Below are 12,893 nucleotides of genomic sequence, written 5' to 3'. Positions count from 1 at the left end.
GACTGCCGATCAGCCCTTGGCGTCAGCTTGTGCCGGCTTGAAGGGGCCTGCTGGACAGTTGTGAGCGGACGAGGGACGCGTACAAGCCGCTCGCCGCCACCAGCTGGTCGTGGGTGCCGCCCTCGACGATCCGGCCCCGGTCGAGCACCAGGATCAGGTCGGCGTCCCGGATCGTGCTCAGGCGGTGCGCGATCACGATCCGGGTCTGCGGGAGGGCGTCCAGGTTGGCGCTCAGCGCCGCCTCGGTGTGCGCGTCGAGATGACTGGTGGCCTCGTCCAGCAGGAGGATCTCGGGCCGGGCGAGGATGGCCCTGGCCAGGGCGATGCGCTGGCGCTGGCCGCCGGACAGGCCCCCGCCCTCGGTGAGCAGGGTGTGGTAACCGAGAGGCATGGCCAGGATGTCGTCGTGCACGCAGGCCAGCCTCGCCGCCTGCGCCACCTCGCGCAGGTCGGCGTCGGGGCTGCCCAGCGAGATGTTGTCCGCGATCGACCCGGTGAACAGCGCCGGCTCCTGCGTGACCACTCCGAACCGGGGCCGCGGCCGGTGCGACAGCGGCGCGCCGTCGTAGCGGATCTGGCCTTCGACCGGCGGGACCAGCCCGAGCAGCAGCCGCGCCAGCGTGGTCTTGCCGGATCCGGATCGGCCCACGAGCGCGACCTTCTGCCCGGGGGCGATGCGCAGGTCGACCCCTCGGACGATCCAGGGGCTCTCGGGCGCGTACCGGAAGCCGACGCCGCGCAGCTCGATCCGGGTCCGCGGCGTGCCGGTCGCGGGCAGCGGCGGCGCCAGGGGCTCCGGTTCGGCCTCCCAGATGTCGGCCAGCCGGTCCGCCTGGGCGCGGGCGGTCTGCAGCCCGCGCAGGCTTCTGGTCAGCGAGGCCAGCGGGGCCAGGGCGGCGGCGGCCAACGCCTGCACTCCCAGCAGCGCGCCCGGGGTGAGCACGCCGTCCACCGCCTGCCACGCACCGGCCCACAGCAGTGCCAGCGGCGCGGCGAACCCGAGCGCCGCGAGCAGGCTGTCCTGCGCGCCCTGCGCCGACGCACCCCGCCGCACCCACCGGGTCTGGACGGTCAGCAGCTTCCCCCAGCGCTCCAGGACCTGGGTCTCCGCCCCGGCCGACTTGATCGTCTCGATGCCTCTGACGGCCTCGACCAGCAGTCCTTGCGCGTCGTTGCGGGCCTCCTGCTCGCGGTGCGCCAGGTCGCGCAGGCGCTGCCTGGTGAGGAGCAGCACCAGGATCTGCGCCGCCGCCAGCCCCAGGAGCACGCTGCCGAGCAGCGGCGACCGTACCGTGACCGCGATCAGATAGCCGGCCGCGAGCGGCGCGTCGAGCAGGGCCGACAGCACCTGGCCCGTGAGGACCTCCCGCAGCACGCCGGCCGCGTTGATCCGCGAGACCAGGTCGGCCGAGCCCCGGTGGGCGAAGAACCGGAACGGCAGGGCGAGCAGCCGCCCGGCCAGATCGTCGAACAGCACCGCGTCGGCCCGCGACCGCAGCACGGCCAGCGCCCAGGCCCGCATCCCGCTCACCGCCAGATGGGCGAGCACCGCCCCGGCCGCGGCCGCCCCCAGCAGGGGCAGCAGACCCACTTCTGCGCGCCCGAGCACCCGGTCGACCACGTTCTCCGTGACGACGGGCAGGGCCAGGCCGAGCCCCTGAAGGAGCAGGCTGAGCAGCACCAAGGCGGCCACGAGCGCCCGATGGTCCAGGACGCTGAACCGGACATAGCGCGCCCACCAGGGCCGCCGATCCCCGAAGTGCCCGCGCTGGAACCCGGCCCCGGGAGTGAACGTGAGCGCCACGCCGCTGTAGTCACGGGCGAACTCCGCCCCGCCGATCCTGAACCGCCCGACGCCCGGATCGACGATCGTCACCACGTCCCCGGCCACACGCTCCACGACGACGAAATGCTTGGCCCGCCAATGGACGATGGCGGGGAACGGCAGCTCCGGCACCTGGGCGGCGGGCACCGAGAGCGCATGGGTGTCCAGGCCGTGCGCGCGGGCGACGCGCACCAGCGCGAGCGCGCTGACACCGTCCCGGCCCACGCCCATCTCGGCCGCCAGGGCGGGCAGCGAGACGCGGCGTCCGTACGCGCCGAGGACCATCGCCAGGCATGCGGCGCCGCATTCGACCATGCTGTGCTGGAGTACGACAGGAACACGCATGCGCGGCAGCCTCCGTCCTCCTCCTTCGAAACCACTGGTGCTCACTTGGGAGGCACGTGGGAGACCTTGGGAACGGGTGCGGAGCCCGGTCCTGGAACGACTCCAGAAGATCAACCGCCGTCGCGTCATGATCTATCTCGCGGACCACATCGACGAAGGCCGTCTGACGGCGCATGGCGAGGCTGCCTCGCCCTGCCGTTCGATGTCGCCTCGGAGCGCCGCGCGCGGCGTCCTCAGCCCGCCAGGCGGTGCGCACCTGACCCAGCAGCGCACCGTTGCGCTCGAATCCCGCCTCCGCCATCTCCTCGCGCAGGACGCGGCCGACACGGTCACAGACGGTGCCCGGCCTGATCGCGAGCTCGGCGGGCCCTGACGAGACTGGCCCGGATCGCCGGTGGCCGCTACGGCGGTGAGCTCGGCTTCAGCTCACGAACCCCTGCATGCGGCCCGCCGCGCTGCCGGGCAGCGGACGCACGCTGACCGGGACGGTGAAGGAATGTCCGGCCGGTGCGGTGTTCCGCGCGTCGAGCTTGGGAAGCGAAGCGCACCACGGAATCCGGCATCAGGGTGAAGGCGTCTGTGGTGTCGGAGCCGAACGTCCAAGCCGCGGACACGCGCGTGGACCGCGTCGCCGGAGCTTCCCGCTCCGCCTCGGCGACCAGCCGGTACCGCTCGGCGGCTGCACGGCAAGCGGTCTGCCCAGGCGGGCGGCGGCTTCGACCGTCTGCGCCTGGTCCAGCACCAGCTCGGGCTGGACGAGCAGGGTGACGCCCACGTCGTCCAGGACGACAGCGTCCACTTGCCCTTCGGCAGCCAACCTCCGGTCGAGAGACCGGCCGTCCTTTCAAACCACCTCATCCGGGGCGTGCAAACCCGTCAGAAACTCCCCCACAACCTGGGCGAACGCCACCGGGTCATCGTCATGCACCCAGTGCCCGCACCCCGCCAGCTCCCGAAGCACAGTGCCCGGCCTCCGCGCCGCCATCTCCCGAGCCATCACGGTCGGCAGTACGAAGCTGTCCAAGCCATGCACCAGCAGCGCCGGACAGTCCGAGCCGAGCCAGTCACTCCACCAGTCCCCCAGGAGCGCCTCCTGCGAGGCCACCATGTCGTCATGGTCGAACAGCAGCCCCCACCCCTCGGGCCGCTCGACGGCGCTCTCCAGGAAGTAGCTCGCGTCCGGAATCCCCTGCTCCTCGATCGCACGGCGCAAACCCGCCAGGGTGTCGGCACGACGAGGCCATCCGCGCACGTCAAGAACGGGATGCGCGATCTCGGGCCGCCGGTTGAGCGCACCCCCTTCCTCGACGATCAGCGCGCGTACGAGCTCGGGATGCCGAGCGGCAAGCCGGAAGGCGACCACGCCTCCCATCGAATGGCCCAACACCACCACCGGCCCAACCTCGAGCCCTCGCAGGAACGCGGCAGCATCCTCCACGTATGCATCCGGCCTGAAATCGCCGTCACCCCGATCGCTGCGCCCATGCCCGCGCTGCTCCAACGCGATCACCCGATGCCCCGGCGCCAGCGCGGCGGCGAGCGGCGCGAAGGCACGCGCTCGGCCGAAGTGCCCGTGCAAAGCCAGCACGACTCCCGCGCTCGCCCCAGCTCGGTCATCGGCATCAGGATCAGAGTCGAACCAGGCCAGCCGCAGACCACGCACGTCCGCGATTTTCTCGATCATGACCCGTGAGGCTACCGGCCCACCCCTCGCATCGCCCACCGGTCAACCAGGCGACAGGAGGCGGCGGGATCGTGCTCGCAATTCTGGCCTTGATCGGCATCGTCCTCTTCGGCCCCCGACCGGGCTCCATCATCAAGGACCCCGTCACCGTGCTCGGCGAGGCGCTGCCGGATGAGGCGGCCACGACGCCGGCCGGCCGGGCGCAGTCTGCCGCCACGACGGCGAGAGCGACGAGGTCAGGCGCGGCCTCGCCGGGCCACAGGGTCCGGACCTCGCAGTGCCTGATCCGTCCGGTCTCCGGCGCTGGTTGCCCTCGTGGGCATCGGTGGAGCTTGCCTACTGTGTCCGTGTGAGTGACGTGACGAGCGGGCGTACGGGACGGGTGGTCGTGCTGGTGCTGCCCGAGGTGAACCTGTTGGATCTCGGCGGCCCGGTCCAGGTCTTCAGTGCAGCAGCCCACTTGGGCGGCTGCTACCGGCTGGAGTACGTCGCCGAGACCGGTGGGGTGCGCTCGGCGCAGGGGCTCGAGCTCGCCGGGCTCCAGGCGCTCGCGGCGACGCAGGCGGGACCGGGTGATCTGGTTCTGGTACCGGGGCCACGACTGACCGGATCCGACCGGCTGGTGTCGAGTGCCGCAGTGCGATGGCTGCGGGAGGCTTATGACGCGGGGGCGCGGGTGGCATCGGTGTGCAGCGGCGCCGCGGCCCTGGGAGAGGCGGGGCTGCTGGATGGCCGGGCGTGCACGACGCACTGGTCGCTGACCGGAGCGATGCGCGAGCGGTATCCGGCAGCCCGGGTCCGCGAGGCGGCCCTGTACGTCCACGACGGACGTATCAGTACCAGCGCGGGCATCTCCTCCGGGATCGACCTTGCACTGTCCCTCGTCGAACGCGACCACGGCCCGGAACTGGCCGCCGCCGTCGCCCGTGAGCTGGTGCTCTATCTACGGCGGGACGGCGATGCCGCCCAGATCAGCCCATTCCTGCGCTACCGCGACCATGTGCAGCCCGCCGTGCACCGGGTGCAGGACCACCTGGCGCAGAACCTGGATGTCCCGCACTCCCTCGACGAGCTCGCCGCCGTCGCCCATCTGTCGCCGCGCGGTCTGACGCGGGCCTTCACCACGGCCACCGGGATCACTCCGCTGGCCTACCAGCGCCGGCTGCGCCTGGAACGGGCCCGTGCCCTGCTGACGGACACCGACCTGACGGTGGAGACGGTCGCTGCCCGTTGCGGCTTCCGTGACGCACGGCAGTTGCGCCGCCTGATCACCGCGAGCTTCGGCGTTTCGCCGTCCCGACTCCGCGGGCAGTTGCGCCCCACCGGCTGAAACGCCCGCCGGGAACGGCTCCTGACGCCTTCCCTCGGCCACTTCCTTTCTTGTTCTCCCCATGGGGGCGGTTGCGTGTGCCGCACCGTCATCGATCGACCGCTTTATTGAGGTATGTCGTGTCAAGACTGAAGAGCGGGCGCTGGGTGGTCCGCCGTGCGGGCTGGGTGCTCATGGGCACGGCGCTGTCGGTGGCGTCGTTCGCCGGCATCGCCTTCGCGGGGGTGAGCATGTCGATGGCGGACAGTTTCGCCCCCGTACCGACCGCATCGGACGCGCGTGCGTGGCCGACCGCGCAAGCCGTGCCGACCGGCCGGATCACGGTGGCCGTGGTGGTCAGCAACGAGGGGTCTGTGGCCACCGATGTGATGGCGCCGTACCGGGTGTTCGCCGAGTCGGAGAAGTTCTTCGTCTACACCGTGGCAGCCGAGCGCCGCGTCTCCCCGATGTCCGGCGGAGCCCATCTCCTGCCCGACCACACGTTGGCCGAGGTGGGCAGGGGAGCGATCCCTGAGCCCGATGTGGTGGTCGTGCCCGCGGTGACCGAACCGGCCGATGCCAAGGAGGCGCGGCTGCGCGAGTGGATCGTGGAGCGGCACCGCAAGGGCGCGCGTGTTCTGGGAGTATGCGCGGGCTCGGAGCTGCTGGCGGCCTCCGGCCTGCTGGACGGCCGGGACGCGACCTCCTTCTGGTCCAACATCGGCTCCTTGCAGCGCGATTACCCCGGGGTGCACTGGAAGCGCGGCCAGCGGTATGTGGAGGACGGCCGGGTCACCACCACCGCCGGCGTCACCTCCGGTACGGTCGGAGCCCTACGGGTCGTGGAGGAACTGGCAGGCAACGGCGAAGCCGCCCGAATCGGGAAGGGCCTGTCGTATCCGGGCTGGACTCCGGACGGGCCGACCACGATCCCGGCCAACCACCTCACACTCGGCGACCTGCCGTACGCGCTGAACGCCGCGTTCCCCTGGCGGCGCTCCACGGTGGGGATCGGCCTGGTCGACGGCGTTGACGAGATCGACGCCGCAGCCGCCTTCGAAGCGTACGGCGGGGTGTCCTTCAGCGCACGTACGGTGGTCCTCGGCAGCCGGGGCACAGTCACCACTCGTCACGGCCTCGTCCTGATCGCCCAGCCGACGGGTTCCGGCTCCCACGGAGTGGACCGCTTCGTGGTGCCGGGCGTCGCGGACGTGCCGGCCGTCGACACGTCGCTGCGCACCTGGGCGCACCGCAACAAGCTGGCCGTCGAACTGCCCGGCGGAGGACGGCATGCCGGTGAGTTCGGCTTTGATCCGGTCCTGCGTGACCTCGCCCGCCACGGCGACCGCTCCACGGCCCGGGTCACGGCGAAGTTCTCGGAGTACCCCTCCGCCCATCTGACGCTCACCGGGGCGGCCTGGCCCTGGCGGTCAACCCTGCTGGCCGTCGTGGCGGCCGCGGTCAGCGTCGGTGCGGGGTTCCTGCCGACGGCGATCCGGCAGGCTGTGCGGCGCCTGCGGGCGGCATGACAGCGCGTCGCACACCGCGGGGTGCTCTCCCAGCCCACAGCCCCTTACCGGCCCGAACCCGACACCATTGATCACAACTCCGGACAGGCCGACCTAGAGGGTGTCTGACAATTCGGCTTGCCGGAGCCAAATCGATGCAGCGTTCGACCAGGTTGCGGTGCTTGTAGGTGAGCGCCTCGAAGGCGTGTGGGCGGCCTCCGCGGCTGCCTTTGCGCTTGCCGTTGGCGATCTGGTCACGTCGCTCTGGAATGACTGCCTTGATGCCGCGCCGGCGAAGGCCGAGGCGTATCGTGCGGCTGGAGTAGCCCTTGTCGCCGATCAGGGTGTCGGCGCGGGTACGTGGCCGGCCTCCGTCGGGGCGGCGGATGCGAAGCTCGGCCACAACGTCGTGGACAGCAGGGGTGCAACGAGCCCTTCGGGATCGCCGGTGATCGCAAACAGGGCCCGCGCGATCGCCACCCGGTCGTACAGGTGGGCGTACTCGGCGTCGTGGAAGTGCCTACGCAGCGGGGACGGCGACGGCGGCGACCGGATCGAGCTGTTCGAGTGGGGGCGACCTCTCTCGCGGCGTGGGCGTCCTGGTCGCTGCTGCGCGGCCGCGTCAGCGGACGGGAAGACGTCATCGTGCGCGGCCGCTGCGTCGGCCGGCCGCAGAAGGACCGGGCCGGCCGCCATGTCGCCTGCACCCATCGGGGCCCGATCGAGGGGGCGGCCAGCGCCAGCAAGGTGCAGACCGTCATGGCGCTGTTCGCGGCGCTGTACGCGCCGGCGCCGCTGCCCGATCTGCCCGCGGCCGCCCGCGCTGCCCGCCGCGCCAAGGCGCGCTCCAAGAACGAGCGGCCGATCCGCCCCTACCCCCAGGCCCAGCTGGCCGCCGCCGCACTCGACCCCCTCGGCCAGGACGGCGGCTACCTGATCGTGGTCGACGACTACGGCGACCCGGTCGTCCTGGGCACCGTCCGCCGGACCACCATCGGCCGCGCCGGCACCATCCTGCATGACCTCACCCACCTCACCGCCCTCGCCGCAGGCGTCATCAAAGGCACGCGATGACCAGCAGGTTCAGCAGCACCCCTCTCACCGACATCGCGGTTGGGGCTAGTGCCCCATTCATGGCGCACTCTCCTGATCTTCGCAGGTCGCCCGGCACCTCGTGCCCCTTACTCGCATCGGGATGGCTTCGAACCGTCAGTGCACGAGGCTGGCAGGTGCGCCGAATCCAGATGACCATCCGGATCCAACCAGTCCGCAAGTCGCAGATTCGATCATGCGGACATGCAAGCGAACAAGATCGCCTGGTCGGCGGCGCTGCTCGCGCTGACCACGACACTCACTTCCCTCACTGTGCCGGCGGCTGCCGCGGCCACTCCCATCACCTACAACAGCGACTTCAACGGTGACGGCTACAACGACCTGGCCGTGGGCATGCCCTCGTACCCGGCGGCGGTCTCAGGAAGCGGCAACACCGGCCTGATCGCCGTCCTGTACGGCGGGCCCTCCGGTTTCACCGGACGCTCCCACCTGCGGCCCGAACCCGGCTGCATGCTCTACTCGATCAACACCCCCTGCTCCGGATGGGGCGCGAGCCTGGCCGCGGCCGACACCGACGGCAACGGCAAGACGGACCTGATCTCCAGTGGCACCCGGGCGCGCCAGATCCACTCCTGGACCAGCGGCAATGACACCAGCCGTCAGATCGTGACCGGCACGTACACCACCATGGAGTCGCTGGCCTTCGGCCTGGCCGACCATGGTGATGTGCGGCCCGACATCGTGGGCACGTTCCGGCAGGGCTACGGGGTGGGGCTCGGCGGCTGGTACAACGGCGGCGCCTTCGAGACCACCCGGCTGAGTCCCGCCCGCGACCTGTCGGCCCGGTCCGCGGTCATCGGCGACATCCACGGCGACGGCCGGCTGGAGATGATGTGGGTGGGCTTGGACATCACCGCCAACAGTGGCCCGTACCTGTGGTACACCGGCGACCTGCGCAACCCCTCTCCCGACCCGTTCGTGATGGGCAGCCCCCAGGCGTGCGCGGACACGTCGGGGACGACCAAGCTCGCCTGCCCGAAGTCCGACTCCAAGGTGACGCTCGGCGACGTGAACGGCGACGGCTACCGCGATCTGGTGATGGTCACGCCGAGCACCGGCACCATCAACGTCTGGTACGGCGACAAGTACGGCGCCGGCATGACCGGGGTCGGCTTCACCGCCCGTAATCTGACCTGGCTGACCACGCTCGCGCAGATCAGCACGAGCCTGGCCACCGGCGACTTCGACGGCGACGGCGCGGCCGACATCGCCATCGGCCTTCCCCGCGCCAAGGTGTCCGACCTGGACCAGGCGGGCGCGGTCGCGCTCATCCCCGGCTCACCGACCGGCCCGGTCATGTCCCGCACGCAGATCATCACCCAGGACGGCATCGCGTCCCCCGGCGGCGTTCCCACCGCAGACCCCGTCACCGAGCAGTCGGTCGCCGACGACTACTTCGGCGCGTCAGTCTCGATCATCGACCTGACCGGCGACGGCAAGGGCGAGCTCGTGGCGGGCGCGCCCGGCAAGAACAACGGCCAGGGCATGCTGGCCGTCCTGCCCGGCACCGCCACCGGCGTCCCCTCCAGCGGCCAGGTCGTGCATGCCGACGCGGCCGGGCTCACCGGGGCCGGCCGGTTCGGTTCCGTCCTGCTGCACTGACCCACCCGACACGGCCGCCTGCGGCCCGATCACCGCGCCGCGAGACCGCAGGCGGCCAATATTGCCCGGGCAGAGCCTGCCGCGAGTGGGAACGGACCGGCGTTTGGCGAGTCCACTGCCGCGCGGCAGGCCACCGCCCCATCCGCGCCTGCAGCCGGCTCAACCTCAACCCTCCCTGTTGCACGTACGGCGCCGACGTCGGGCTCACTCCGCGCTCCTACGGATGGCTGAACGAACGCGCTCTGGTCCTGCGCTAAGCCGCGATCTCATCGTCCGGCCGACCTCCCCACCCGTAGGGCGCTGTCCGGCGGATCGGCCGGCCGGGCGTGCGGCTCTTCGGCCGGTCCCGGCCGCCGCCCGCCAGGCAGTCGCCCCCGCGGAATCGGAATACAGCCGGAGCTCCAGGCCGTTCGCGGACTCGCCCGTTGCGGGTGCGATGATCGATCGGCGGGTCAGCGGGACAAGATGTCCACGCACTTCTCCCCGGAGTCTGATACAGGCCGGCGGCGATGATGGTGGAGCGGCGAGTGCTGCGCTACCCGATCAGCGTCGATCTGGGCCGCCTGCGTGCTCTGGCGCGCGCCTACGCCGAGGCCGGAGGGCTGCGCGGGGAGCGGCTGGAGGATCTGGTGCTGGCCGTCAACGAGGCCGTCACCAACGTGCTCGACCACGGCGGGCGCTGGCACCATCACCCTGTGCGTCCGACTGGCATGGTCACCGTGCAGACCTACAAGGTCCGCCAGCGCTGTCACCTGGCACGCGTTCCCGCCTTCGAGATCGGCACCACCCGGATGGAGGATTTCGAGAAGGCCAGCATCACCGGTCACCGCTGGTGGACAGCGCAAGAACTAGCGGCAACCGGCGATCTGCTGCGACCTGCTGGACTGCCGCGCCTGTTCGCCGACCCTGCTCGTCGATGGCCCGCCCGCGCACCCCGTCCCGGTCGACGGCTGACAGAGGTCGATGCATGGCGCCGAGGCGATCTCTAGCGAGGTACGTGCCTCTTGTCGTAGCCAATTGTGAGGATCTGGCGCGCGATGAAGACGTCCATTCGGGCCAGCACGCGCAGCTCGCACGTTGTTTCCGGCCGGGCCTGGAGATTCGGCACCCGCAGCTCGCGCTGTCCACGATGATGAACGTCGTGTCCTTGATCCAGGCGCTGCTGCACGCCGCTCCCACCCAGGTGACGATGGACCGGATTCGCCAGCTGGTGAAGCTGGTCGGGCCAGAGGCTCCCACCGTGGAGTACAAGGCCGATATGGCCCAGAGCATCGCCGCAGCCGTCGCCGCCCTGGCCAACACCTACGGTGGGCTGGTCCTGGTCGGTGTCAGCGACCGGCGGGTGATCACCGGGGTTAAGGAGAAGACGATCGAGGCGGTCGCCGAGCACTGCCACAGCAAGATCGAGCCGCCCTGGGTGCCGGACATCGTCCCGGTCCCGATGGATGACGGCTCCGGCCGGTTCGTGCTGGTACTGCGCGTGGCCCCGGGCCTTACGCCTCGCCCGCTGCTCGTGGACGGGGCCGCGCCCATCCGCAGCCACAGCACCACTCATCCGGCGAGCTGGCAGCAGCTGGCCGCGCTGTTCGCCGAGAACGATATGCGGGCCCAGGCCGACCCGTGGAGCACCCAGCGGCCTGACATACCTGTCGGCGCCGGGGGCACGGATGAGCGGGTTGATCTCGTCCTGCGTTCTGGTCTCAACATCGCCGTCGACCCGAGGGCCGCGTGGCGGCCGCTGGGTGAGCAGCACGCTGATCGGCTGGCGGAGGCATTGAGTCACTCGCTGCTGCCCGCTGTCCTGTCCGATCTGGTCTCCTTGGGTGCGGATTGCGGGCCGTTCGAGCGGCGGGGGCATAACCGCTCGCGCGTCATCCGGCTCTACTGGCAGGCGCCTGCGCCGGACCGGACCCGGGGTCTGCCGGTGCCCGTCGAAGCGTTGTTAACGGCCGAGGTGCCCGGCGGGTACGGCCACCAGGCCACTCATCTGCGCGTGCATCTGGACGTCACCACACGCCTGGCGCACTGGGACGCGCTGCAGGAAGCGGAATGGCAACCGGTGAGCGGACGGACCAAGCCGCCCGCAGAGCAGCGGTTGATGAGCATCGAGGCACTCGAGTTGGTAATAGGCGCGATGATCTCAACCCTGGTTGACGAGCGGGTCGTTGGGGCGCTCGCCGGGCTGGCGTTCGTCGACGCGCTGACGATCGCCCAGCCCCGCGTCCTGCACATGGTCACCTCCCGGCCGATCCCGCAGGTCCTGGACACCCGCGGGCTCACCCAAATCCCCGGCGCCGGGAACTCGACCGGTGTGCACATGCTGGCCGACCCCGGCCTGGACCTGGCCGATCCCGAGCAACGCCACGGGCAGGTGAGGAGCTGGCTGATCCAGACCGCTCTGGACGCCGGGCTGCTGGGTATGGAGCAGCGTTTACGCGATCGTCCTCGCCCACCCGACGCTGGGTGACCTCCGTTCCGCACGCGCGCGAGGCCGCACGAGGCATGCCTGCGGCGGCCTGCGCGAACCGCCCAAAGCCGAACGCCCAGGGTGGGCGAGCCACCCAGACAACTGCCTACCACCCGCCGCTATACGCGTGGATTCCTCCTGTGATCAGCGTCGCTGGATTGCGCAGAATGCGGCACGCCGGCCAGCAAACTCAAGGCCCCGCTGCGGGTCTTGGTGCGGTTCACCAGCGTCGACGGGCGCTCGGCCGATGGTGACCAGACGCCGCCGGCCACGGCCTGTCCCTCCTGTGGCCGCGCCGTCCCGCTCCAGGTGGGCGAGCTGCCGCGAGCGACACGCTCACCCGCTGCGGCGCATACGCCTTGCTGGTATCGCTGGAAGGTCCCGGGCAGCGCCACGGCGCTCATCTGCCCATGCTGCTACACCGCCCGGCCCGGTGCGGGCGAGGGTGAGGCGGAGGGGCCGGGACCGGTGGTGGATCGGGGCGTTGGGGCTGCTCGTCATCAACAGATTCGGCATCCTCGTGGTCGTGGAGGCCTGGGCGGGGCTGGCAGCGAGCTGGAGGTGTGTAGCGGGTCGGGGGCGGGTGGGGTGAGGCGGGCGATGTCGGTGCGGAGGCCGGCTGAGGGCGGGGTCGTTGTTCAAGATCCCGCGCTACTCGCCCTGTCCTGATCGCCCTGACATGACCGCCGCTCCCCCACCTGCCGCCGAGCCTGCCTGGTCAACGACAGGAACGCCCCACACACGAGCATGGACAAGCCTCCAGTCTCCTGCCGGACGGTCCATCGGGACGGCCTCGGCCGCCGGATCGGGGACCTCGCGGGCCGCGCGCAGGTGGGCGCCGAGCTCGTGGCGAAGGGTCTCGTTCATGACCGCCAGCCTATGAGTGCCACTCATCCCATGAACTCTCCCCTGCCTGTCGGCGGCGCCCGGCGCCACTGTGGATGCCATGAGCGATGACATGTGGCGACTGCGCGACGACTCCTCCGACCTGGCCGAACCCCGCGTGCTGATCCGGGTGTTCGTGCCGTCTGAGGAACTGG

Annotated in this window: 9 protein-coding genes and 1 pseudogene; 7 read left to right on the top strand and 3 right to left on the bottom strand. The window is 71.0% G+C overall.

Translation table 11 applies throughout. The features are described from left to right. Window positions 1-22 precede the first annotated feature (22 nt). The gene (locus AB0J71_RS46730; RefSeq protein ID WP_364420715.1) at window positions 23-2,170 is read right to left on the bottom strand and encodes a peptidase domain-containing ABC transporter; all 2,148 of its coding nucleotides are present in this window, start codon (window positions 2,168-2,170) and stop codon (window positions 23-25) included. Between the two features lie 127 nt (window positions 2,171-2,297). Between AB0J71_RS46730 and AB0J71_RS46725 the strand changes: the two genes are divergently transcribed. Then, window positions 2,298-2,543 carry a hypothetical protein gene (locus tag AB0J71_RS46725; RefSeq protein ID WP_364420713.1) on the top strand — a complete coding sequence of 82 codons (246 nt, stop codon included), beginning with the start codon at window positions 2,298-2,300 and terminating at the stop codon, window positions 2,541-2,543. Window positions 2,544-3,014: 471 nt separating this feature from the next. Here the strand turns inward: AB0J71_RS46725 and AB0J71_RS46720 are convergent, their stop codons facing one another. Beyond that, a complete protein-coding gene (locus AB0J71_RS46720) occupies window positions 3,015-3,854 on the bottom strand; it encodes an alpha/beta hydrolase (RefSeq protein WP_352328658.1) in 840 nt (279 codons plus the stop codon). A gap of 349 nt (window positions 3,855-4,203) precedes the next feature. Between AB0J71_RS46720 and AB0J71_RS46715 the strand changes: the two genes are divergently transcribed. After that, window positions 4,204-5,184 carry a helix-turn-helix domain-containing protein gene (locus AB0J71_RS46715; RefSeq protein WP_364420711.1) on the top strand — a complete coding sequence of 327 codons (981 nt, stop codon included), beginning with the start codon at window positions 4,204-4,206 and terminating at the stop codon, window positions 5,182-5,184. Between the two features lie 173 nt (window positions 5,185-5,357). Next, window positions 5,358-6,692, top strand: a complete 1,335-nt coding sequence (locus AB0J71_RS46710; protein WP_364420709.1) for a DJ-1/PfpI family protein — start codon at window positions 5,358-5,360, stop codon at window positions 6,690-6,692. A 130-nt stretch (window positions 6,693-6,822) separates the two neighbouring features. Here the strand turns inward: AB0J71_RS46710 and AB0J71_RS46705 are convergent. Next, a pseudogene (locus AB0J71_RS46705) lies at window positions 6,823-7,077 on the bottom strand (IS5/IS1182 family transposase); the annotation flags it as partial. A gap of 161 nt (window positions 7,078-7,238) precedes the next feature. On the opposite strand from AB0J71_RS46705, the gene AB0J71_RS46700 reads away from it, so the two are divergent. The 4 genes from AB0J71_RS46700 to AB0J71_RS46685 all read left to right on the top strand — a co-directional run bounded on the left by AB0J71_RS46700 (window position 7,239) and on the right by AB0J71_RS46685 (window position 11,853). Next, a complete protein-coding gene (locus tag AB0J71_RS46700) occupies window positions 7,239-7,745 on the top strand; it encodes a hypothetical protein (RefSeq protein ID WP_364420707.1) in 507 nt (168 codons plus the stop codon). A 222-nt stretch (window positions 7,746-7,967) separates the two neighbouring features. Then, a complete protein-coding gene (locus AB0J71_RS46695) occupies window positions 7,968-9,386 on the top strand; it encodes an FG-GAP-like repeat-containing protein (protein WP_364420705.1) in 1,419 nt (472 codons plus the stop codon). Between the two features lie 527 nt (window positions 9,387-9,913). Further along, entirely contained in the window at window positions 9,914-10,375 is a 462-nt protein-coding gene (locus AB0J71_RS46690; RefSeq protein WP_364420703.1) for an ATP-binding protein, read from the top strand. Window positions 10,376-10,383: 8 nt separating this feature from the next. Further along, window positions 10,384-11,853, top strand: coding sequence for an ATP-binding protein (locus tag AB0J71_RS46685; RefSeq protein ID WP_364420701.1), 1,470 nt, complete (start codon window positions 10,384-10,386; stop codon window positions 11,851-11,853). The last annotated feature ends 1,040 nt before the right edge of the window (window positions 11,854-12,893 follow it).

Origin of the sequence: Nonomuraea sp. NPDC049637, assembly GCF_040675235.1 — a bacterium.
Classification (GTDB): domain Bacteria; phylum Actinomycetota; class Actinomycetes; order Streptosporangiales; family Streptosporangiaceae; genus Nonomuraea.
Note: the sequence above shows the minus strand (reverse complement) of the source record. Positions and strands in the feature narration are given on the sequence as shown.